The organism is Nitrosomonas sp. (assembly GCF_019752095.1).
Classification (GTDB): domain Bacteria; phylum Pseudomonadota; class Gammaproteobacteria; order Burkholderiales; family Nitrosomonadaceae; genus Nitrosomonas.
Genome location: NZ_JAIEMO010000003.1, coordinates 189,699 through 213,147, shown reverse-complemented (window position 1 = coordinate 213,147; position 23,449 = coordinate 189,699). Strand labels below are relative to the sequence as shown.

21 protein-coding genes and 1 other RNA gene are annotated in these 23,449 nt (G+C 47.4%); 10 read left to right on the top strand and 12 right to left on the bottom strand.

What is annotated here, in order from left to right; genetic code table 11:
• Positions 1-25: 25 nt before the first annotated feature.
• Complete coding sequence (locus K2Q13_RS01205; protein ID WP_292918821.1) at positions 26-1,363, bottom strand: DEAD/DEAH box helicase; 1,338 nt, start codon at positions 1,361-1,363, stop codon at positions 26-28.
• 226 nt (positions 1,364-1,589) lie between these two features.
• Between K2Q13_RS01205 and K2Q13_RS01200 the strand changes: the two genes are divergently transcribed.
• On the top strand, positions 1,590-2,720 hold the full coding sequence (locus tag K2Q13_RS01200) for a class I SAM-dependent methyltransferase (protein ID WP_292918820.1): 1,131 nt from the start codon (positions 1,590-1,592) through the stop codon (positions 2,718-2,720).
• Between the two features lie 25 nt (positions 2,721-2,745).
• On the opposite strand, the gene K2Q13_RS01195 is transcribed toward K2Q13_RS01200, so the two are convergent.
• Complete coding sequence (locus K2Q13_RS01195) at positions 2,746-3,075, bottom strand: nucleotide pyrophosphohydrolase (RefSeq protein WP_292918819.1); 330 nt, start codon at positions 3,073-3,075, stop codon at positions 2,746-2,748.
• Positions 3,076-3,131: 56 nt separating this feature from the next.
• Entirely contained in the window at positions 3,132-4,703 is a 1,572-nt protein-coding gene (locus tag K2Q13_RS01190) for a galactose oxidase-like domain-containing protein (RefSeq protein ID WP_292918818.1), read from the bottom strand.
• A gap of 347 nt (positions 4,704-5,050) precedes the next feature.
• On the opposite strand from K2Q13_RS01190, the gene K2Q13_RS01185 reads away from it, so the two are divergent.
• The gene (locus tag K2Q13_RS01185; protein ID WP_292918817.1) at positions 5,051-5,443 is read left to right on the top strand and encodes a hypothetical protein; all 393 of its coding nucleotides are present in this window, start codon (positions 5,051-5,053) and stop codon (positions 5,441-5,443) included.
• Positions 5,444-5,545: 102 nt separating this feature from the next.
• Here K2Q13_RS01185 and K2Q13_RS01180 read toward each other — a convergent pair whose 3' ends face one another.
• The 6 genes from K2Q13_RS01180 to K2Q13_RS01155 all read right to left on the bottom strand — a co-directional run bounded on the left by K2Q13_RS01180 (position 5,546) and on the right by K2Q13_RS01155 (position 9,952).
• On the bottom strand, positions 5,546-5,707 hold the full coding sequence (locus tag K2Q13_RS01180) for a hypothetical protein (protein ID WP_292918816.1): 162 nt from the start codon (positions 5,705-5,707) through the stop codon (positions 5,546-5,548).
• Between the two features lie 29 nt (positions 5,708-5,736).
• Positions 5,737-6,321: a 3'-5' exonuclease gene (locus tag K2Q13_RS01175; RefSeq protein WP_292918815.1), complete on the bottom strand. Its 585-nt coding sequence runs from the start codon at positions 6,319-6,321 to the stop codon at positions 5,737-5,739.
• Complete coding sequence (locus tag K2Q13_RS01170) at positions 6,306-7,082, bottom strand: hypothetical protein (RefSeq protein ID WP_292918814.1); 777 nt, start codon at positions 7,080-7,082, stop codon at positions 6,306-6,308. Before K2Q13_RS01170 ends, K2Q13_RS01175 begins: the two co-directional genes overlap by 16 nt.
• Before the next feature lie 105 nt (positions 7,083-7,187).
• Positions 7,188-8,852 carry an energy-dependent translational throttle protein EttA gene (gene ettA, locus K2Q13_RS01165; protein ID WP_292918813.1) on the bottom strand — a complete coding sequence of 555 codons (1,665 nt, stop codon included), beginning with the start codon at positions 8,850-8,852 and terminating at the stop codon, positions 7,188-7,190.
• Between the two features lie 109 nt (positions 8,853-8,961).
• On the bottom strand, positions 8,962-9,189 hold the full coding sequence (locus tag K2Q13_RS01160; protein WP_292918812.1) for a DUF2835 domain-containing protein: 228 nt from the start codon (positions 9,187-9,189) through the stop codon (positions 8,962-8,964).
• A 31-nt stretch (positions 9,190-9,220) separates the two neighbouring features.
• Entirely contained in the window at positions 9,221-9,952 is a 732-nt protein-coding gene (locus tag K2Q13_RS01155; RefSeq protein ID WP_292918811.1) for a pseudouridine synthase, read from the bottom strand.
• A 106-nt stretch (positions 9,953-10,058) separates the two neighbouring features.
• Here K2Q13_RS01155 and K2Q13_RS01150 point away from each other — a divergent pair, with 106 nt between their 5' ends.
• Positions 10,059-10,511 (top strand): rhodanese-like domain-containing protein, encoded by a 453-nt coding sequence (locus tag K2Q13_RS01150; RefSeq protein WP_292918810.1) that lies wholly within the window; start codon positions 10,059-10,061, stop codon positions 10,509-10,511.
• A gap of 87 nt (positions 10,512-10,598) precedes the next feature.
• On the opposite strand, the gene K2Q13_RS01145 is transcribed toward K2Q13_RS01150, so the two are convergent.
• Entirely contained in the window at positions 10,599-11,423 is an 825-nt protein-coding gene (locus K2Q13_RS01145) for an undecaprenyl-diphosphate phosphatase (RefSeq protein ID WP_292918809.1), read from the bottom strand.
• A 43-nt stretch (positions 11,424-11,466) separates the two neighbouring features.
• Positions 11,467-13,362 carry a phosphomethylpyrimidine synthase ThiC gene (gene thiC, locus K2Q13_RS01140; RefSeq protein ID WP_292918808.1) on the bottom strand — a complete coding sequence of 632 codons (1,896 nt, stop codon included), beginning with the start codon at positions 13,360-13,362 and terminating at the stop codon, positions 11,467-11,469.
• Between the two features lie 357 nt (positions 13,363-13,719).
• On the opposite strand from thiC, the gene K2Q13_RS01135 reads away from it, so the two are divergent.
• Together K2Q13_RS01135 and K2Q13_RS01130 are read left to right on the top strand one after the other, a co-directional pair.
• Positions 13,720-14,373 (top strand): protein-L-isoaspartate O-methyltransferase, encoded by a 654-nt coding sequence (locus tag K2Q13_RS01135; RefSeq protein ID WP_292918807.1) that lies wholly within the window; start codon positions 13,720-13,722, stop codon positions 14,371-14,373.
• Positions 14,374-14,461: 88 nt separating this feature from the next.
• On the top strand, positions 14,462-15,811 hold the full coding sequence (locus K2Q13_RS01130) for a TolC family outer membrane protein (RefSeq protein ID WP_292918806.1): 1,350 nt from the start codon (positions 14,462-14,464) through the stop codon (positions 15,809-15,811).
• Positions 15,812-15,895: 84 nt separating this feature from the next.
• On the opposite strand, the gene K2Q13_RS01125 is transcribed toward K2Q13_RS01130, so the two are convergent.
• On the bottom strand, positions 15,896-19,291 hold the full coding sequence (locus K2Q13_RS01125; RefSeq protein ID WP_292918805.1) for a mechanosensitive ion channel domain-containing protein: 3,396 nt from the start codon (positions 19,289-19,291) through the stop codon (positions 15,896-15,898).
• A 175-nt stretch (positions 19,292-19,466) separates the two neighbouring features.
• Between K2Q13_RS01125 and rnpB the strand changes: the two genes are divergently transcribed.
• The 5 genes from rnpB to panC all read left to right on the top strand — a co-directional run bounded on the left by rnpB (position 19,467) and on the right by panC (position 23,441).
• Positions 19,467-19,769: RNase P RNA component class A (gene rnpB / locus K2Q13_RS01120), an RNA gene on the top strand.
• Positions 19,770-19,859: 90 nt separating this feature from the next.
• Positions 19,860-21,245 (top strand): polynucleotide adenylyltransferase PcnB, encoded by a 1,386-nt coding sequence (pcnB, locus tag K2Q13_RS01115; protein WP_292918804.1) that lies wholly within the window; start codon positions 19,860-19,862, stop codon positions 21,243-21,245.
• 11 nt (positions 21,246-21,256) lie between these two features.
• On the top strand, positions 21,257-21,751 hold the full coding sequence (gene folK / locus K2Q13_RS01110; protein ID WP_292918803.1) for a 2-amino-4-hydroxy-6-hydroxymethyldihydropteridine diphosphokinase: 495 nt from the start codon (positions 21,257-21,259) through the stop codon (positions 21,749-21,751).
• 59 nt (positions 21,752-21,810) lie between these two features.
• Positions 21,811-22,602: a 3-methyl-2-oxobutanoate hydroxymethyltransferase gene (gene panB / locus K2Q13_RS01105; protein ID WP_292918802.1), complete on the top strand. Its 792-nt coding sequence runs from the start codon at positions 21,811-21,813 to the stop codon at positions 22,600-22,602.
• Positions 22,603-22,616: 14 nt separating this feature from the next.
• A complete protein-coding gene (panC, locus tag K2Q13_RS01100; RefSeq protein ID WP_292918801.1) occupies positions 22,617-23,441 on the top strand; it encodes a pantoate--beta-alanine ligase in 825 nt (274 codons plus the stop codon).
• The last annotated feature ends 8 nt before the right edge of the window (positions 23,442-23,449 follow it).

The following is a 23,449-nucleotide window of genomic DNA, read 5'->3' as shown; positions in this document are numbered from 1 at the left end:
TCCTGGATTATCGACGAATAGCGAGCTAGCGTCCTCGTGCTCCGCTCGCTCGACGAGGCTCATCGAAACGTCGACGGGACGATGGAGCAAAACCGGCACCCGCAGATTTTTTACTTACCGGCTTTTTATTTTCTGATTTTTTTGGTGAATTGCGCGAGGGCGTTGCGCCACGCGGTTCCCCACCACGGCCATTTTTAATTGGCTCAGCCTTGATACTAGGATCAGGCTCAAATCCAGCAATCACCTGACTACGTAATTCGTGCTTAATCAATTTTTCGATACCTGTGAGCAGCTTAATTTCATCCACGCACACCAACGATACGGCATCTCCTTCCGCTCCAGCACGGCCCGTCCGGCCAATGCGGTGAACATAATCCTCGGGGACATGGGGCAATTCAAAATTAACTACGTGGGGCAATTCACTGATATCAATGCCACGTGCAGCGATATCGGTCGCTACCAAGACTTGCAGGTTACCCGTCTTGAATTTGGCTAATGCCTGCGTGCGCGCCGTCTGGCTTTTGTTACCATGAATTGCAAGTGCAGGAATACCGCCTGCGGTCAGAAATTCTGCCAGCTTATTGGCGCCGTGCTTGGTACGGGTAAATACCAGCACCTGCGACCAGCCATGCTGCTTAATTAGATGTGCCAAGAGATTTCGTTTGCGCTCACGATCAACCGGATGCACCACATGCGTGACCTTGTCTGCAACCGCATTACGACGCGCCGCTTCAATCAGGGCTGGTTGGTTGAGCAGATTATCCGCTAGCGCCCGGATCTCGTCCGAGAAAGTCGCTGAAAATAATAAATTTTGCCGCTGCTTGGGTAACAGCGCGAGTATCTTTTTGATATCTCGAATAAAACCCATATCGAGCATGCGGTCGGCCTCGTCCAGCACGAGGATTTCGATCTGTGACAGGCTCAGTGTTTTTTGTTGCACATGATCCAGCAAGCGTCCCGGTGTCGCGACCAGAATATCCACGCGGCTTTTCAGGCGGGTGATTTGCGGATTAATATTCACACCACCAATCATTATCATTGAACTTAACTTTAAATATTTGCCGTAATCACGCACACTCTCTTCAACCTGCGCCGCAAGTTCTCGTGTTGGCACCAAAATAAGCGCCCTTATTGGCGGCCGCCCAATGGATGGCCCTTTGACGCTTTTGTCAGAAAGGCGGTGCAGAATCGGCAAGGTAAAGCCAGCCGTCTTTCCGGTGCCGGTTTGCGCCCCGGCCAGCAGATCGCCGCCCGTCAGGACGGCGGGTATTGCTTGCGCTTGAATGGGTGTAGGTACGGTATAGCCGCGCTCTGTTACGGCACGAATAATTTCATCGGACAAGCCGAAAGTAGCGAAAGACATAAAACTCCAAGGAGGGTTAACGGGTTGTCATCCCAGGTTGGGTATGACTATCAAGACAAAGGGATGAAGGATACTGCCATAAATCCAATTCTTGTAGCGAGTATAATATGAATTGGTTTCAGAATCTCAACAATCATCAACAAATTTCTAATTCTTCCATGACCTTATATTATTATTTTACTACGTGGCTTATTTTACCGTCGCTATCGCCATGAACAATGATTGCATGATTCATTGGCAAGAAATTGGCGAGGAAAAATCCGCTCACTGGCATTCTGAAAAGGGACTGCCGCCGCCCAAACGAGTGCAAGTCATTGATGACCGCATGCCAGCCGATACCGCTTACCGGCTGGCATGCGAAGGTACCGCATTGCTGTGGCGCGGAGATTTTCAGAATGCACGCCAACTTCTGCAAGCAATGGCACGGCGTGCGGACAAAAAAAAGCCGGAGAAACCAAAACAACCAAGCGTTTCACACGCTGAAGTTTTTCACCGGCATCGTCTGGCGCAATCGCAACGCGCCCGTGTCCTGGAAAAACTGCTGATCCCTTTTAACGCCGATCACAGCATTCCCCTGCGCCGCGCACCCGATGCGCATACTGCTTGTTTGGAAACCTACGGACCCTGCACTGAGCCCTACATCGCCTCATTGCGTGAACTGCAAGGATTAATTGGCGCACACGAATGGCGCAAAAAAGGGATTGAGATCCCGGCATTGGGCATCACGATTCACCCGCATTATGGGGTTTTTGCACCGATTCGCAACGAGTATGTACAATTGATTGTGCAAGTGTCGCCTCCCGAACTACTGGCAACCCAATCCACAGCATTCGACATTGGCACCGGAACCGGTGTATTAGCTGCAGCTCTGGCATTGCGTGGTGTTCGACACATCATCGCAACGGATCAAGATCCGCGTGCATTAACTTGCGCACGAGACAATTTGACGCGACTGAATTTACTAAGCCAGGTTGAATTAATGCAGGCCGATCTTTTTCCACCAGGTCAAGCTGCACTGATCGTATGCAATCCGCCTTGGATTCCTGCGCGCCCCAGCTCACCGTTGGAGCATGCCATCTTTGACCCGGAAAGTCGCATGCTGCACGGTTTTCTGCACGGGCTTAGCGCGCATTTACTACCCGACGGCGAAGGTTGGTTGATCCTGTCCGATTTTGCTGAGCATTTGGGATTGCGCACACGCGAGGAATTGCTTGCTGCCATTGATGCGGCGGGCTTAAGGGTATTGGATCGGACGGACACGAAACCCTGCCATCCCCGAGTTTCGGATACCAACGACCCACTGCACAAAGCTCGCGCTGCGGAGCTTACTTCGCTGTGGCGCCTAGCAACCCAGTAATCAGAAATAGTGCAACAGCAGTTCCTTACAATTCAGTGTATTTCTTAGCGCTGCCTTTGGCTTTTTCCACCGGATACTTTAGTGCATTTTGCTCAATCTTCTGCAGTACGATTTGCTTTAAATCCAAATCGTATTTTTCCACAAGAAGCAAAGCAAACGCAACAACGTCCGCAAGCTCCTCTTTCACCTTATCGATATCCGCCTGTTCAGAAGGCTTCCATAAAAAGGCCTCGAGCAACTCTCCGGCTTCAATATTTAATGCCAGCGCAAGGTCTTTAGCATTATGAAATTGCGCCCAATCCCGTTCATCACGGAATTTAAGCAGTGCTTGGGTGATTTCTTTAATATCGCTCACGTGCAGAAAGTCCAATTAGTGATAATAAGCCGCCATATAACTACCCAAATAAAAACTCAACCCATTTGGATAATTCTGGCTACCGAAGGAACGCCCGAGGCATTCCAAACAAATAGCAAATAATGACCTGGTGGTGCTAAATTGGGCGATACGGGCGACTGCACCGTTACTATGCTCCCCGCCTGTGCAACCGGCAAGTCAAAAAAACGGGTTTCTTGGTCAAATGTATGCGTCACTGCACCAGCACGTACCAATGTTACCCTTGTAATGTCTTCGCTCGCTTCGACTGAAAACTCCTGATTCCAGCTAATTTGTGTTATGGGCGCATCAATGATTTCCGGGCGCAACGCAAACTCGCCACTTTCATCCGTCTTGAACAAGTAAGGCGGGTAATAAATTTCACCGTTGAGCTGCGTTAATGGGCCTTGCGCACCGCCACCGCCTGTAATTACCGTTCCATCAGGTAACAGGAGAGAAGCCGAGTGATACAAACGGGCCGTCGCTGCGCTTGCAGTCGTTTTCCATGTATTGGTACCTGGATCCCATAATTCCGATTCCAGCGCCGCACCTTCCAAATCGTTGCCCGTCGATGAACCGCCATTGACCCAAACCTGACCATTCGCCAGAACAGTTGCGGTACCATACTGGCGGTCTTTTGCTAAGAATCCTGCGGCAGAAACAATAGGCTTAACAGCATTGTTGAGATCAACAACAATAGCTTTACGGTCCTTACGGATCGTAAGAATCTTTCCGGGCGCAAACATCACGCTCGACAAACTGGCCTGGCTTGACTGAATCTTATTGCTGTACTTGGTAAGCACACCATCACCGGATGTATTCAGGTTATACATGTACCCATTGTGCGCAAGGATAAACAGATTCCCTTGAGGATTTACCCAGGCCCTTGGATAGAACCAAGAAGAAGCACCCAGCGCTCCATATGCATAATCGCTGGCTGCTGAAGTGAGCGTACGCCAGCTACCATCAGCCGCGCGCACTTCAGGTATGGGCGAATAAGTCGCCACAGTCGCGGGAACCGTTTTTGTGCCTTTAAAGAATCTGTCGTTGCGCCCACCCAGCACAACATGCTCGCCATTTGGAAGCGTAACCGCCGTTGCATACCAGCGTTTAAACCCCATACTCTGGGTCTGGCGTATCAGCGCATCAGTGGCTGGATCAAAAATATTTACATCGCTATTTGCATAGTTTCGCCTGTTATTTACCAGCGCATCGCCGCCGAGAATGAGCGCCTGACCGCTTGCAGGAATATGCGCCTGTCCCGCACAAAAAATATCCGTTTCAGTCGTATTGGGCAATACTTCGAATGCATCGACTCCCGTTCCCAAGGATGGATCCCAAATCGCATAATGCATTTTGCTGCCCTGCGCACCATTCGTATTCGTGCCGTAAGCAAACACCCTTCCATCCGGCATAAGCATCATGGCAATAGGAATAATCGGCCAATCATGTAATGGACCAAACTCGCCCTTTATTTTCGCCTCAGGCCCAGCCGCCACAGCAAAGGATGCTCCTCTGAAATCGGACACCAGCAATACTAGGCTGAAAAAGAACAGAACGATAAGATGCCTTCCTCGCTGCGCAAAAGGCAAATGCCTAACTGTAATCATCAGATATCCTCAATATCAATCATCATTCATTCAATACAAACTAATAAACGATCACAGTCCGCTTTCAACACTTGATCTGAAAACTGCAATCGCAGTACATAGTGCATAAATTGCGGCCCGTATGATACAGGAAGATTGTCACAGATTAGGAAGGAGAATTGTCCTTTTCAATTTGTGTCAATGTCTATACCGTGGAAAGCGTTTGTAGCGGTATTTATAATCAGAACATTCAGAAAACCGAATCTTCACAATCTGTTGAAATATTTTTTCGAGTTAATCGATACAAAACAAAAAACACTAAACTCTGTAAAATGATTGAACAAATAGCATTCAACGAGAGGTGTCCCATGCAAAAACAAATCGCAGTATTCATTATTTTTATGCTGGCATCCTTGCCGAGCTATGCTCAGCAACCGGATTTTAATCCAGAGCAAATGCAGCAATTAATGCAGCAAGCGCAACAAATGCAAGACTGCATGTCCCGAATTGACCAACAGGCCATGGAAGCATTAGGAAAAAAATCGCAGGCTATGGAAGCGGAAATTAAAGCTTTGTGTCAGGCCAATAAACGTAGTCAAGCACAAAGCACCGCCATTCAATTCGGACTTTCCATGTCTCAGGATGAAAATATCAAAATGGCCAAAGAATGCGGCAAGATGGCAATGGGCATGATGCCGAAGATGGATTACCCCACCAGCGAGAAAGACCTTAAAGGTCGCCATATTTGTGATTCTTATTGATTACGGACGGGGCAAAATGAAAACTGTCCCTTCTTACACGCTCTTTCTCCGCGTAATACAAAACGAAAATCATATCTGGAGGAAAAAATCAGGTTCATTCAATCAATTCTTGCTTGATGCCTTTTCCCACTTCAAGTTCGGCAATTGATGCGAGTAATTGCCTTGCATTGGTAGACGAACGAAGAAGATATGCAGTCTCTCCATCGCTTGATAAGCTTCCAAGGAAATCATCACTACGGGCGGCTGTGTAACTAATAGCGTCATAGAAATCACTCTCACAAGTACATTTACTTCTATCTCTTAGTACTAATGAGCAACTCGAGGAGTTTTAAAACTAATTCACGAGTTGCTAAAGCGTCTGCTAAAGCCGTGTGTCGATTGCTTTCAGAAATTTTTATTCCGAAGTACTCAAATGCACCATCAGAACTCAGAGCAGATGCCGGTAGATGACCATTGAGATATAGCAGATATAGCATCGTGTGTGTATCTAACGCTCTGTGAGAAATTCCAGGAAGTTCATTTTTCCCCGCAAGAAAAACTAGCTTACGTATAAATGCCACATCAAAACCAACATTGTGGCCAATAGCAGTTACGCATCCTTGTCCGAAGGTTTGATTGAGATATTGCTCAATCTTCTCCAATGCAACGACGGCAGGAACTGCTTTTTCTTTCCAATTAGCCGCAAATTTTTTAAAATTTTCCTTGGCAAACTGACTCCAATGAATCTCATCATGTTGTGGCCGAACATATACAACACAAGGAGGTGCAGGTAGAGTCAGTGGAACAATTGCAACAGAAAGTACTTCATCCTGGAATGGATTAATTCCGCTAGTCTCAAGATCAATCACTACAATATTATTACTTACAAGATCGAGCATTTCTTTGAGGCACGTAAAAGTGAGTAAGTTTCCGTAACAATTGAATTTCCAAACAGAGCCCAGTTATACAGGTAACTTCCAGAAAAGCCCCACACCAAAATAAGAGAGCCGATGAGTAGCATAATTAAAAGTGGCCAATCCGGCTGTATGCAATAAAAATACAGCGTCACTATTCCTCCGAGGATACCGAGTAAAGAAAGCCAGAAAAGAAGTGTGCTAGCTGTAGTTATCGATCTGTGAAGCGTGTATTTATTTTGATAAGTAGTCACGAGTGAGTGCGATAAGTTTTGAGCCAAGTAAATTCTAAAAACTGGATAAAGAGAACTCCATGCTAACTCAATGCCTTTAGGAGAAAATTCCTTCTGTATAACTTTGAAGAGTGGCTCCAATTTTGGATCGAATGAAGACTCAGGCTTGGGTATACGAAGCTTGAGAGATTGATATACTCTACACCTATCAGATATTTTCCCTGCGATAGGACTTCCGGATCGACCAACCCAGTTCAGTATATGTCCGAAAAAATACCAAAGAAAAAGGAGAGGAATAGCAACGAAGATTCTACCTTCAAGACTCAATGTATCTACCAGATGCGGTAAAGTCTGAATCGTAAGTTTTAAAATACCATTGTTAGTCCAAATGGGCACAAGAGAGCCGAGTCCCATCCATATGAGAAGAAGAAAAATGTTGAATATAATTCCCGGCAGCAATATACCGAAAAAATCATAGCTAAGGTTTGTCAATTTCGCTAACAGTTCATCCATAATCACTATGTCACTTCGATATTTAAATAAGTTTACTCTGATAGGTTGCTAACTAGCACAAACCTATAAACCTAGGCTGCTCTTTAAATTTTACGTCCATGACATTCACCGACTAATCGGCTTATACCGAATCCGCTTCGGTTTCGCACCTTCTTCACCCAGGCGGCTTCTCTTATCGGCTTCATATTCCTGATAGTTGCCGTTGAAGAATGTCCATTGCGATTCGCCTTCGGCGGCGAGGATATGCGTGGCGATGCGGTCGAGGAACCAGCGGTCGTGAGAGATGACCAGTACGCAACCGGCGAATTCTAGCAGTGCATCTTCCAGTGCGCGCAGCGTTTCCACGTCGAGATCGTTGGAGGGCTCATCCAGTAGCAGCACGTTGCCGCCCGCGATCAAGGTTTGCGCGAGGTGCAGGCGGCCCCGCTCACCGCCGGAGAGCTGTCCGATGATTTTTTGTTGATCGCCGCCCTTGAAATTAAATCGCCCCAGGTAAGCGCGTGCCGGTGTCGTGTATTTGCCCACCACCAGCAGGTCGTTGCCGCCGGAAATCGCGTCAAATACGGTCTTGTCGTTTTCCAACGAATCCCGCGCCTGATCGACATGCGCAATCTGTACCGTGTGGCCGATTTTTACTGCACCGGAATCCGGTTGTTCCTTGCCGGCAATCAGCTTGAATAGGGTGGATTTACCAGCGCCGTTCGGGCCGATAATGCCGACGATCGCGCCTGGCGGAACTTTGAAACTCAGATTGTCGATCAGTAAGCGGTCACCATAGGATTTCGATACGCCGTCAAATTCGATCACCTCATTACCCAGACGCTCGCCGACGGGAATGAAAATTTCCTGGGTTTCGTTGCGTTTCTGGTATTCCTGCGAATTGAGTTCTTCAAAACGGGCGATACGCGCCTTGGATTTCGCCTGACGTCCTTTCGGATTTTGCCGCACCCATTCCAGTTCTTTCTTCATCGATTTCATATGCGCATCAACCTGCTTTTGTTCTTGCTCCAGCCGCGCTTCTTTTTGTTCCAGCCAATTGGAATAATTGCCTTTCCACGGAATGCCGTGACCACGGTCGAGCTCCAATATCCACTCAGCGGCGTTATCAAGGAAGTAACGATCATGCGTCACCGCCACCACTGTACCGGGAAAACGCACCAGGAATTGCTCCAGCCATTCGACCGATTCCGCATCCAGGTGATTGGTCGGTTCATCCAGCAATAGCATATCCGGTTTTTCCAGCAGCAATTTGCACAATGCCACGCGGCGCTTTTCTCCACCGGACAAATTTTCAACCACTGCATCCCACGGCGGCAAGCGCAACGCATCGGCGGCAATCTCCATCTGATTCGTCGTATCGCTGCCGGCTGTGGCAATAATGGCCTCCAGGCGCGCCTGCTCTTCCGCCAGAGCATCGAAATCCGCGCCCTCTTCGGCGTACGCAGCGTAAACATCGTCCAGCTTCTTCTGCGCCTGCATCACCTCGCCCATGCCTTCTTCCACTTCCTGTCGCACAGTATGTTCGGGATTCAGTTGCGGCTCCTGCGGCAAATAACCCACGCGGATATCCGGCAGGCGCTGCACTTCACCGTCAAATTCTTTATCCACACCGGCCATGATGCGCAGCACGGTAGATTTGCCGGAGCCGTTCAGTCCGAGCAAACCTATCTTGGCGCCGGGAAAAAAGCTGAGTGAAATATCTTTGATAATCTGACGTTTGGGTGGAACCATTTTGCTCACGCGGAGCATTGACATTACATATTGAGCCATAGGTTAAATAATCTTATTGGATGAAAGAAAAGGTTATGAATACTTGAAACAATCATGAAAGAGTGTAACGCACGCGCCTCAGCATTGAAAGCGGGGCACGGGATTGTCGTTAATCGCCGACACGGCTGATTGACACAAATTTATATTTTTCATCAAAAACCAATTCAAACGTGCCATAAACGCCATGATTGCCCACCACGGAGCGCAACACATTGGCCGGAAAATGAATAATGCGGCCATCGGTGGTTCTCGCCGCCACCGTATCCACCTCGCCCTCGTAATAGTACAAAAGTTGATGGGCAGGAATATTGAGTACAACGTGCAACCGCTGATGCATAGATTCCCTCACCAATGCCAAGAAATCATCGTCAAAAGCTCTCGCCTTCCTCCAGATAGCGCCATTGCCCTTCGGGCAAATTGCCCAGCTTGATTTTACCGATGCGCACGCGTTTTAAGCCGGTTATTTTCAGATTGACCAGCTCGCACATGCGGCGGATCTGGCGCTTCTTACCTTCCTGCAGGATAAACCGCAATTGATCCTGATTTTGCCAGCTCACCTGTGCTGCTTTCAAAGCCTGGCCGTCGAGGCTCAAGCCGTGATTCAGCAACGCCAGCTTGGCCGGGGGCAAAGCACCTTCAACCCGCACCAGATATTCTTTATCAACGCGGGAATTCTCGCCGATCAATTGTTTCGCAATACGGCCATCTTGTGTCAGCACCAGCAAGCCCTGCGAATCAATATCGAGTCGCCCAGCCGGTGCCAGATTTCTCAAATGCGCGGGCTGAAAACGTTTGGTCAATTGATCGGTACGAAACTGGTTTTCCGGTTTGATCAGCACGACAGCGGGCTGATAACCCGGCTCCGGCTGCGCGGACACATAACCGATGGGTTTGTTCAGCAAGATTGTAACCAGGCTGGTCTGCTGCGCTTGCCCGGCTTTGTTCAGTTTAATTTTCTGCGTGGGATAAATTTTGGTGCCCAGCTCGGAAATCTGTTCCCCATCGACAAACACCCAGCCCAGCTCGATATAGCGATCCGCTTCGCGGCGCGAGCATAGGCCTTGTTCGGACATCAGTTTTGATAAGCGGATTTTCTCCATGTCGCGTTATAATGTTGGCAGTAAAAAGAATGAATGGAAGATTGGCGTTGCCCTATTATAAAGGTAATCAAACGATCATTTTTAATAACCTGATCAGGAGCATTTCATGGAAACTACCGCAGCCATACTGGAAAAAGCGCATCAACGCGCCGAGGAAATGGAGCTTCCCTACAAAGGCGCATTACTCCCGATGGAAGCTTATCGAATTTTGCAAGCATCCGCGCATGCGCAATTGGTGGATGTGCGCACTCATGCCGAACTCGATTGGGTTGGACGCCTCCCTAATGCGATAGAAATTGAATTGCGCGCATACCCAAGCATGCAGCCCAACGCAGATTTTCTGGGTCGACTCGCGAGTAAAGTCAATAAAACCTCACCCGTGCTATTCATCTGCCGCAGTGGATCGCGCTCGAATCAAGCTGCTATCATGGCTAGCCAGAGTGGCTTTGCCGATTGCTATAACATCCTCGAAGGTTTTGAAGGCGATAGAGATGAGAACGGCCAACGCGGCAAACTTTCAGGCTGGAAAGCAGCCGGATTGCCGTGGGTACAGAGTTAGAAAGGGATTAAGACATGCTTCAGACCGACTACTCGGGAGCAAACTTCCGGGCAGTCTTCCTGATTACTGATTAGGTTAATTACCAACTTACATCTCAGACCAACCGATCACACCCGTATACGCCGTAACCAGAATGACGACGCCAAACACAATGCGATACCACGCAAAAACGGTGAAATCATGATTACTGATGAAGCGTATTAGCCCGCGGATTGCCACTAGTGCGCTGAAGAATGCTCCCATGAAGCCGACCGCAAACATGCTCACGTCGTCCAATTCCAGAATTGCGCGGTTTTTATATACATCATAAAAAGTAGCGGCAAACATGATGGGGATGGCGAGGAAAAAGGAAAACTCGGCAGCGGCTTTTCGCGACAGGCCAAAAAGCAGGCCACCAATGATGGTCGCCCCCGAACGCGATGTTCCCGGAATCAGTGCCAGACATTGCGCCATGCCAACTTTCAGCGCATGCTTCCAGTCCATGTCATCGACTTGTTCCACTTCAATCACATGATCCCTGCGCTCTGCCCATAAAATCACAATACCACCGATGACCAGTGCTGTCGCCACTGATACGGGATTAAATAAATATTGCTTGATCACATCAATAAACAGTAGGCCCAGGATGGCTGCGGGCATGAATGCAATGAAAAGATTCAGCACAAACCGATTGGCTGAAGCCTCTGATCCTATGCCCATCACAATATCCGTTATTTTCTTGCGGTATTCCCAGCACACGGCCAGGATAGCGCCCAGCTGTATCGCAATGGTAAAGACCTTGCTTTTTTCATCATTAAAGTCCAGTAAATCGCCGAACAAAATCAGATGGCCGGTAGAAGAAATCGGCAGAAATTCGGTCAGACCTTCTACAACGCCAAGGATCAGCGCTTTAAGTAATAAAATGAAATCCATTGGCGTGTTTATCTAGTTGATCAATCTGACGGCGGTACTCTGATTACAGTTTATTGTAAATCTCCGCGCCTTTTTCCTTGAATTCGGCTGATTTTTGTTCCATCCCCAGCTTTAAGGCTTGTTCTTCGGCAACGCCTTGACTAGCGGCATATTCGCGAACATCCTGGGTAATCTTCATGGAACAAAAATGCGGGCCGCACATCGAGCAGAAATGTGCCACTTTCGCGCCATCCTGCGGCAAGGTCTCGTCGTGGAATTGCTGCGCTTTATCGGGATCGAGGCTGAGATTGAACTGATCTTCCCAACGGAATTCAAAGCGCGCCTTGGATAGTGCGTTATCACGGATTTGCGCACCGGGATGCCCTTTTGCCAGATCGGCGGCATGCGCAGCGATTTTATAGGTGATGATACCGTCCTTAACGTCATCTTTATCTGGCAGCCCCAAATGTTCCTTCGGCGTCACATAGCACAACATTGCCGTGCCATACCAGCCGATCATCGCCGCGCCAATCGCGGAGGTGATATGGTCATATCCAGGCGCAATATCGGTCGTCAGCGGGCCGAGCGTATAAAAAGGCGCCTCATCACAATGCTTCAACTGCAGCTCCATATTTTCCTTGATCAAATGCATCGGTACATGACCAGGCCCTTCGATCATGGTCTGCACATCATGCTTCCAGGCAATTTTCGTCAATTCCCCCAATGTTCTCAATTCGGCGAACTGCGCTTCATCGTTGGCGTCATAGATCGAGCCCGGACGAAGCCCGTCACCCAGCGAGAAGCTGACATCATACGCTTTCATAATCTCGCAAATTTCTTCAAAATGCGTGTACAGGAAACTCTCTTCATGATGCGCCAGACACCATTTCGCCATGATCGAGCCGCCGCGCGATACGATACCCGTCATACGCTTTGCCGTCATCGGCACATACGCTAGGCGCACGCCGGCATGGATAGTGAAGTAATCGACGCCCTGCTCAGCTTGCTCAATTAACGTGTCGCGGAAAATTGCCCAAGTCAGCTCCTCGGCTTTGCCGTCGACTTTTTCCAATGCCTGATAGATTGGCACCGTGCCGATGGGTACCGGACTATTGCGAATGATCCATTCGCGTGTTTCGTGAATATTCTTGCCGGTGGAAAGATCCATCACCGTGTCGCCGCCCCAGCGGATCGCCCAGGTCATTTTTTCCACTTCTTCCTGAATGCTTGAACCTAATGCGGAGTTGCCAATATTGGCGTTAATTTTCACCAGAAAATTACGTCCGATAATCATCGGCTCGGATTCAGGATGATTGATATTCGCCGGAATAATGGCGCGTCCGCGCGCCACTTCATCGCGCACAAATTCGGCTGTGATCATTTTTGGTAAAGATGCGCCAAAATCCTGCCCCGCATGTTGACGCGTCAGCAATTCATGATGTTGTGCATTGAGTGCTTCTACGCGTTGATTTTCGCGAAGGGCGATATATTCCATTTCCGGTGTAATGACGCCGCAGCGCGCGTAATGCATTTGCGTGACATTTAAGCCTGTTTTGGCGCGACGTGGCTGCCGCTGCAAATTAAAACGCATATCCGCCAGCTTGGGATCCTGTAATCGCGCCTGGCTATAGGCAGAATTATGACTGGCTAGAATTTCGGTGTCATCGCGCTCGGCAATCCACTTTTCCCGCAACGCAGGCAATCCAGACCGGATATCGATTTTTATCGCAGAATCGGTATATGGGCCGGACGTATCATAAACCCAGATCGGTGGATTTTTTTCTCCACCTCCGCTGGTGGTCGTGTCGCTCTGGCGGATTTCCCGCATCGGCACTTGAATATCGGGTCGCGAGCCTTGCACGTAGATCTTGCGTGAGTTCGGTAGCGGTTTGATGGCTGCTTGATCGACTTGGGCTGTTGCGCTAGAAAAACTTTTTTGGTTTAAAACTGTAATACTCATAATAATTGCTCCTTAGAAATGCCATAAAGAGCGGGAGGATAAATCCCAGCTTCCCTACGGCGGCATTATCCGCGTCAGGTGTTAAGGGACTCTCTCACCAATTGAGTGCCTTTAAAAATCCAAACTTCGTTACAATACAAGGTTACTTGCAAAAAATGTTTCCTCACATATCAGCTATATGTGACGCTAACATTTTTCAACATTGTGCTAGTCTTATTTAAAATTTTGGATTTTTAAAGGCACTCAAATCTTTCAGATAATTCAATTCTGAAAACGGACCCCTAGCTGATGCTGTGAAGCTAATGGAAATGTGAAATAATTGCAAGTCTAATATCAATTTAAGAATATGGGATAGAAATGGATCTTGAACAAACCCGATTTAATATGGTTGCACAGCAAATTCGCACTTGGTATGTATTGGATGATGCTGTACTGGATTTGTTGTACAAAATAAAACGCGAAGAATTCGTGCCCGCAGAAAACCTTGCGATGGTTTTTGTCGATATGGAAATTCCGCTGGGTTTTGGGCAAGTCATGCTGACGCCAAAAATGGAAGCGCGCATTTTGCAAGAGCTACACATCCAGAAAACGGACAAAATTCTCGAAGTCGGCAGCGGCAGCGGCTACATGACGGCGCTTCTGGCTGCCATAGGCGCACATGTCTATAGCGTCGAGATCATTCCAGAACTGAAAGCAATGGCTGAAAACAACCTTAAAACACATGCAATTACCAACGTCACATTTGAACTAGGCGATGCAGCGCGTGGCTGGTCTAAGCATGAACCGTATGATGTGATCGTGTTAACCGCATCCACGCCGGTGTTACCGGATACCTTTAAAAACAGCCTGAATCCGGGTGGGCGGCTATTTGCGATTGTCGGCGAAGACCCGGTCATGGAAGCTTTATTGATTACTTGTGTGGCGTCCGGAGAATTCACCACTACCACATTGTTTGAAACCAGTACGGTCCCGTTTATCAATGCCCAGCAGCCATCAAGGTTTATCTTTTGAGTATCAACGCAATTACGCCAGCTATCAAACACAGCGATCGACTCATTGCTGAATTTTCATCCACTCCAGGCTTATATCGGAAAAAAGCATGAAATTCCTGCAATTGGCTTTCGTAATCTTGATCGGCGCTCTATCGCTTTCCACGCTGCAGGCTGCAGATTTAATGAGTATTTATCAAGAAGCTTTGACGCAGGACTCACAATATCGATCCGCTCGAGCGGCCTATCAGGCTACGCAAGAAAAATTGGTGCAAGGCAGAGCCGGTTTTTTACCCACTATTACGCTAACAGGATCACGCACTGTTCAAGAAGTGGACGCAGGCAGCTTAATTAGTTCCACAACCAACAGTAACATCAATCCTGCGCCCGTCACCATTCAAAGTCGTGGCGTGACTATAGCAGCAACGCAACCCCTGTTCCGGATGGAAAATATTGTAATTTATCAGCAGTCAAAAACTGAAGTCAGCAGAGCCGATGCTCAATTCATCGTAGCAGGACAAGATTTGATTTTGCGTGTCGCCCAAGCGTATTTTGACGTACTGGATGCGCAAATCGACGTCGAAGTCGCCGAAGCGCAGAAAACAGCCATTCTGAAACAACTCGAACAAGCCAAGCGCAATTTTGAAGTCGGCGTATCCACCATCGTGGATACTAACGAAGCGCAAGCACGCTATGACCTCACCACGTCACTGGAAATTGCTGCACACAATGCGCTGGAAATCCGCAAACGCACGTTACAGGGGATCATTGACCGTTTTCCTGAAAATCTGATGAGCGCAAAGGAAATTGCATTGAACCTGGACAGATTAACCTACATCGGCATGGATGAGTGGGTTAATGCCGCCGAAGAAAAAAATTTCGCATTAAAAATCCAGCAAGCCGCCTATGAAATAGCCCGTCAGGAAGTAAAGCGAATCTGGTCGCAGCATTATCCGACAGTCGATCTCGTTGCGCAATACAGTGATCAAACGGGTGTCGGTGGCGCAATTACCGGTCGTGGCATCGATCTGATTTCCAAGTCCATTGGCGTTCAACTTAACGTACCTCTGTTTCAGGGATTTTCAGTACAATCCCGTGTCCGTGAAGCGCTGGCGAACCAAAACCGGGCATTACATGATCTGGAAACCGTCCGGCGCAATACCGCCTTACAAACACGCCAGCAATTTCTAAATGTTACCAACGGCATTGCACAAGTCAAAGCACTCAAGCAAGCTTTGATCTCAAGCCAAAGTCAACTGGATTCAACCGTGCTGGGACAAGAAGTCGGCGTCAGAACCGAAGTCGATGTGCTAAATGCACAACAACAATTTTATTCTGCTAAACGTGACCTTGCCAAAGCCTATCACAGCTATCTGATGTCAAGATTACGCCTGAGCGCAGAAGCCGGCGAACTGGATGAAGATACACTAATACAGATTAACGCGATGCTCATCAAGTAATTGACAATCCTCAACCAAGCCTTGTTTTCCATACATAGCCCTAAAGCAATTTACTACGTGTTTCTTGAATATGAAACGCGATTATTACAGCGATTGATCTGACTTCACTTCCTCATTTTTTATAGTGACGGGAGACTGGCTTCGGACTAGATCAGAGGGTAAATCACGCACATGCAGATCAAGCTGAGGAAAGGCAATCTCAATATTGTGTTCAGCAAATAACGCTGTAATGCGTGAGTTGAGTGCATCCTGAACTTCCAGCCTGTGACTTATGGTGTTAACGAATACCCGTAACTCAAAATCAAGCGAGCTTGCGCCAAAAGCAAGAAACCAACATGTAGGCTCCGGCTCCGCCAGCACGCGCTCATCTTCTTTGGCGGCTTGCAACAGCAATCCACGTACTTTTTTAGCATCCGTTCCATAGGCAACGCCTACCTGGATGACAACACGGGTAGTCGGGTCGGTCAACGTCCAGTTGATAAGTTGGCCAGTGATAAAAGTTTTATTGGGAATCACGACTTCCTTATTATCGAAATCAAGTACCGTGGTTGCACGAGTGCGAATACGAGTAACTCTACCGGTAAACCCATCGACCGTGATCACATCACCAACCCGAAATGGCCGCTCAAATAACAGAATGATGCCAGAAACAAAATTAGCAAAAATTTCCTGTAGGCCGAAACCAAGTCCAACCGTCAAGGCCGCAGCCATCCATTGCAGTTGTGACCAGCGCATGCCCAGATAACTTAATCCCACTAGGGTGCCACCGATTACAATAGCGTAACGCAACACGCTAGTAATAGCGTAACGTGAAGCAGCATCGATACGGATATGCGATAACAAACTAATTTCAATCAATCCCGGCAGGTTTCTAGCACCCACCGTGGTCATGACAAGAATAAAAATACCCAATAACACCGCTATCAACGTGACTGATTGCTGGATCGTAGCACCATCGGCACCCACATCACTGACATGCCATAGCGCAATCTCATCCAGGCGAGTAATGGCTGGCAGTATGCCAGCCCACACCCAGACCAGGCCCACTATAAGCAGAGTTAAACGAATCGCTCGTAACAGGCGACGCGTCTGGGTGTTGACTTGCTCCAGAGTAATATTTTCCTCCGGCTCAGGTATCGCCTCACCGGACTCTTCAGCAGCTTGAGTTGCCGCTAGGCGGCGCTCATCCAATCTATGCAATGCCAGGCGACGCTCGCCGAGCAAAAACCAGCGCGCAAGAAGCCCCAAACCAATCGCAACTATCACAATCACACTAAAACTAGCCAACATTGACTGCAATATCATACCCGCCGTATAAACATAGCCTGTCAATGCTAAAATTGCAACGGTCAATAGTGATATTGGAAGCAACACTCGCAATAGTTTACGCAAGGAGGATGGTTCATTGGTCACGCCGCGAATGACCCAAAGTCGACCCACATCCAATAGACGCCAAAGCGCCCAGGCTAGCACTACGCAACTTAGCACAATAGCCGTACGAGCTTGAACATCAATCGCTAAATCAAGTTGACGAATAAATGCCAATGAACCGACGAAATATAACGGTAACACTACAACAGCAATTCTCGGAATTGCTTGGCGTAATGCGGCGCGGCGTTGCTTAGTCCAGCGAAAATGTGCATGACCAAGACCTTGCTCCATGCTGGTCCAATAAAGCAACTGCACGATCAACAACGGCAGCGCCATTAACATACAGGCCTGACCCACGGAATGGCTAAAACGCTCTGGATTACCAATGCCTTGTAGCAATTGACCCCATACAATTAACATCACGGGCCCAAGCAAAATAGCCAACAGGGTCCATCCTAATGTTTTAAGCGTAGCGGTGTAGCTATCTTGGCGTATGCGACTGGTATCAGCGGCCAGAGCTTCGATCCGCGCTGGCGCACGACGCCGTAATTCCAATAAAATCAATAGCAGCAGCAGACTACCTACCCAAGGAAGCCGCTGTTGTTCAAAGTTACGCATGCTTAATTCCATCGTAGTGATGAAACGCGATGGTTTGATCAAATCATACAATCCTTCGGGTAATCGTTGCAGCCAATCACTATTGATAACGCGATGACTGGGAATCCATAACAAATGGCGATCCAGCATTTGCTGCAGCTGCAGGACATTATGGATTTGCTCCTGCAACGCTTGCTCACTCTTTTCCAGCGCCGAAATACGCCGCTGCAGCAAAGGCTCCAACAGTGCCAACAGTTCGGTACGTTTACGCAACAAGGGAAACAATAAGTTCTGAGCGACTACATCAACATGCGCATCGTCATCCGCTCCCGGGCGCGCTTCCACCAACGCTCTTGCGACAGCATCAATATCCAATAAACGACGCTGCTGTTCGCTTAACATTACTCGCTCTAGCCGTAAATCAGCCAGATCATTGCGAATCATTTTCAAGTGAAATTCAAGTCGAGTTGGAGACTCCAGTTGGCGTCGCTCACTCCACAACCAGCGGCCAACACGTTCACTGGATCCACCAACATCAAGCCGGGTACGACTGTCACGTAAAGCTACAGCAATGTGCTCGCGAGCCTGTTCGATATTGGCCAAAGTAACACGATCGCGCGCTAATTGTTCGTTGTGTTGGATAAGCTCCTCACCCATTGCGTGATTTGCTGTAGCGGCCTCTGCCGCTGCAGCGTTGCCCCCTGCCAGCTCTTGTTCACGCTGAATCAATTGTTCAATCAGTGATTCCAATTCATACCGGCCACGACTGGTAATACGTTCCTGAAGATGTACTATCCGTTCTTCATGTAAATCCAGTCGATATCGTAGCTCACGTAGCGACAGCTCATGCAAACGCTGACGTTGCGTAGCAGTATCCTGCTCGGCAAAGCGCAAATCTAACGTTGTTTGCAATCGATGTTGTTCGCTGAGACGATGCAAGCGTCGTGCTTCAAACAATGCGGCAGGTTCATCTTTTTGTGCAGCTATCGGCGCTGATAATTCTTCGATGCGCCGGCGCAATGTAGCGATTTCATCAGCGGCTTGAGCCGGACGTGATAAGATCAGAGCCAGATCAGTACCAGCGGTACCGATCTGCGCACGCAGATCGGTGATGATAGTACGCTCTTGTTCCAAAATCTGTTCTAGCGTTTCTCCATCAGCATCTGCCGGAATACGCTTGGACCATTCGAGCAACTCCTGCTCATGATTGGTTGCCAATGCTTTTTTCAAACGCTCCATCCGTACTGGCTGATCTGCAGTCTCGGCACGTAAAGTAGCCAGACGTTCTTTCAATACTCCGGCTTCCTGCTCGTCAGCCCGTGCTGTATCTAGATGATTAATAGCTGCTTGCCGTTGTGTTTCTTCCATTTTGCTGCGATCGACTGCTGTACGTGCGGCGTCAATCGCTTTAATAGCCGATGACTGTGTTTTTGAGTAAGCACTGTCGGAAAACAAAATACACAAGAGGATGAAAAAAAACAGTTTTAAGCTGGGCAAGGATTTCAATGACATAAATGTAATCGGTTGTGATAGAAGAGTAACGATCTACTGGAAAAACAAATCAGGTTGAACATGGAAACATGCTTTGCAGTAAATATCAAATCAGGTGATTTTGAAGACAAGCATAACAGCCACTGATAAATTATTTCTCCAACCGATCATTTTTGCAAATGATAGAATAGTCGACGAAGCTGGACAGACAGTCGCCGCTTGGTGTTCTACTTTTGAACTCAAGGGGAGGAAAGTCCGGGCTCCACAGAGCAGGATGACGGCTAACGGCCGTCCACCGTGAGGTGAGGAACAGGGCCACAGAGACGAGCGTATTCAGTTACGGTGAAACGCGGTAACCTCCATCCGGAGCAAGACCAAATAGGCAGGCAATGATGTAGCTCGCGGAGCCTGCGGGTAGGTTGCTTGAGTGCACAGGCAACTGTGCAACTAGAGGAATGACTGTCCACGACAGAACCCGGCTTATCGGCCAGCTTCATCAATTTTACATGCTTGATATGATGACACACGTCATACAAAACGGTTATTCGTTAACTTAATAAATTAGCATTGAATACTTTCAATCATCGCAATGATCCGTAAATTTCTTAGCAAGGTATTCAGCCGCAAAGCAACTGCTTCCGAATCACTCGTGAAGCTGAGTATTATTTCTAGCAAACACCATGGAATCCGACGCCACCAGATCACCCCTTGTGCATTAAAAACCGCCCTCAATTTGCAACAGGCTGGTTTTTCGGCTTATCTCGTCGGAGGCGCGGTACGTGATTTGTTATTGGGATTGGTACCAAAAGATTTCGATGTTGCAACCGATGCAACACCTGAAGAAATTCACAGAATTTTTCGCCGCTCGCGCATTATAGGGCGACGCTTTCGCCTGGTACATGTCATGTGCGGCGCTGAAATCGTGGAAGTATCTACTTTTCGAGGACCGTCATCGGATGATGACGGTCCTGCATCGATCCAATCAATCGACCAGCATGGCCGCTTATTGCATGATAATGTCTTTGGTAGTCAGGAAGAAGACGCGAAGCGCCGTGATTTTACCGTCAACGCATTGTTTTACGACCCCGCCAAAGAAGAAATTTTAGATTACCTGAATGGCTACAACGATATTAAAGCCAAAAAAATGCGCATTATCGGCGACCCGGTACAACGTTTCCGGGAAGATCCTGTGCGTTTGTTACGAGCGGTTCGCTTAGCAGCAAAACTAGATATGCAAATTGATACAGAAACCGCTAAGCCGATTGGCGATCTGGCACCTTTGCTACAAAATGTCCCACCGTCTCGCCTGTTTGATGAAATGCTGAAATTGCTGTTGTCCGGGCATGCTTTGACTTGTGTTATTGAACTGCGCACGCGTGGCTTGCATCATGGCCTTTTACCTATGCTTGATGTGATCCTGGAACAGCCCTTAGGCGAGCGTTTTATCACTATTGCACTGAAAAACACGGATGAACGGGTCAGACAGAATAAACCGGTCTCACCCGGATTCCTTTTTGCCATATTGTTATGGCACGAGGTGCTGGCATACTGGAATTCACTCCAAGCATCCGGGGAAAAACCATTGCCCGCTTTATTTAAAGCAATGGATCATATTCTTTCGCTACAGCATAAAAAATTGGCGGTTCCACGCCGTTTTGATGCAGTAATACAAGAAATATGGGCGATGCAACCGCGATTCGAAGCCCGTGTCGGGCGCAAGCCTTTCCGCTTGCTTGCGCATCCACGTTTCCGCGCCGCCTATGATTTTATGCTGTTACGCTGTGAAAGCGGTGAACTCAGCATTGAATTCGGAGAGTGGTGGAAAGCCTTTCTATCCGCAGATAATTCCGAACGAGAAAAAATGCTGGCCAAGCAAACAACCATCAAAAAAGGGCGAAGAAAGCGTAGCCATAAAAAACCTTCGCCCAATTCTGTTATCGCCTCCGAAAACCCGATAGACAACTCAAGCACTTAATTGTACATTTCATGTTAATAAATAAAGGATTGGCTTTTATCGCTTTAGGAAGTAATCTGGAAATCCCGGTTTTTCAGGTACAACAAGCTTTTGATGAATTGGAGCAGCTTCCTGGTACGCATCTAATAAAACGCTCGTCTTTGTATCAAAGCGCTCCGATCGGGCGGCTGGATCAACCTGATTTTATCAATGCAGTAGTACAGATTAAAACTGAGCTCTCACCATCGGATTTACTGGCTGCGTTATTGACTATCGAACATAAGCAAGGTCGCTTACGTGAATCGTTAAACGCACCACGGACTCTGGATCTCGATATTTTGCTATATGATACACTCCAGTATCAAGATGGCGAACTGACCATACCGCATCCACGGATGACCCAACGCGCATTTGTACTACAGCCCTTGATAGAAATTGCTCCAGATTGTCAGATCCCAGGATACGGTCATATTGCGCCATTACTCGCCGCATGTAAAGATCAAAAATTACTAAAAATCAATGGATAAAATCTTATAACCAAAATAAGAATTTGTCACAAAACTATTTGCCACTATTGAAATAGAGTATGAGAACCTCACTCACGACGCTGCAAAAAATGGTTGAGAACAATGAGAAAATCGCCGTTCTGACCTGTTACGATGCAACTTTCGCAACCATTCTAGAAAACTCAGGCGTAGATGTGCTCCTAGTCGGTGATTCATTAGGAAATGTTTTACAAGGTGAAAACACCACATTATCAGTCACGCTTGATAATATGATTTATCACACCCGTTGCGTTGCACAGGGTACTGACAAGATGCTCATTATCACCGATATGCCCTTCGGCACTTATCAGACATCGCCAGAGCTAGCTTTTAAAAATGCTTGCAAAATTATTGCTGCGGGCGCTCACATGGTGAAGATAGAAGGCGGCCACATCATGACTGATACCATTCAGTTTTTGAGCCAACGCGGCATACCCGTTTGCGCGCATATCGGCTTGACACCGCAATCCATCCATCAGCTGGGTGGCTATAAATTACAAGGTAATTCAGAAAAATCCGCCAAGCTAATGTTGGATGATGCAAAAAGTCTGGAAAAATCCGGTGCAAGTATGCTGGTAATGGAACTCATACCGGCGAAACTGGCTAAAAAAATCACCCAAACACTTTCCATTCCTACCATCGGTATTGGCGCCGGCAATAATTGTTCCGGACAAGTTCTAGTATTACACGATATGTTGGGTTTATTTCAAGGTAAAAAACCACGCTTCATCAAAGATTTTATGGCGGATGCTCAAAGTATTCAAGAAGCAATAGAAAATTATGTTGCTGCAGTTAAAACAGGGCAATTTCCAAGTACTGAACATCAATTTTAACTGAACAATATCGCGTGAAAATAATTACCGATATTTCGGAGTTGCGTAAAAATCTTCGTCGAGAGCAAAGAATTGCTTTCGTTCCAACGATGGGTAATTTACACGCAGGGCATCTTGCTCTGATTGATCAAGCCAATCAATTATCTGATTGCATTGTTGTCAGTATTTTTGTCAACCGATTGCAATTTCAGCCTCATGAGGATTTCGAATGTTACCCTCGAACATTCGAAGAAGATTGCAGGGTGCTGTCGGCACAAAATGTCAAGATAGTTTTTGCACCTAATGAAAAAATTCTTTTCCCAACTCAACAAGAATTCTTGTTAGCATTACCCCCTGTAGCAGATATCTTGGAAGGAGAATTTCGACCAGGATTTTTTCGTGGTGTTGCAACGATTGTATTGAAATTATTCAATATTATCCAACCTGACCTCGCTGTATTCGGCAAAAAGGATTATCAGCAGTTGCATATAGTGCGTAAAATGGTACAACAATTAAATTTACCCATAGAAATTATTGCGAGTGAAACTATTCGAGCGCCGAATGGTTTAGCATTAAGCTCACGCAATCAGTATTTAAATGAAGCACAACGAGCAGAAGCTTGCAGGCTTTACCAATCGCTTTTGCAGATCAAACAAGAAATTTGTTCCGGTTGTAAAAATTTTCAGAAATTGCAGGAAAATGCTGTCAACAATCTAGAGCAGCACAGCTGGAAAGTTGATTACATCAGTATCCATAAACGCAATACACTTTTATTTGCACAAGCATCAGATCAAGATTTAGTCGTTTTAGGCGCAGCTTGTCTTGATAAAACACGATTGATCGATAACCTAGAAATCTAACATCAGGT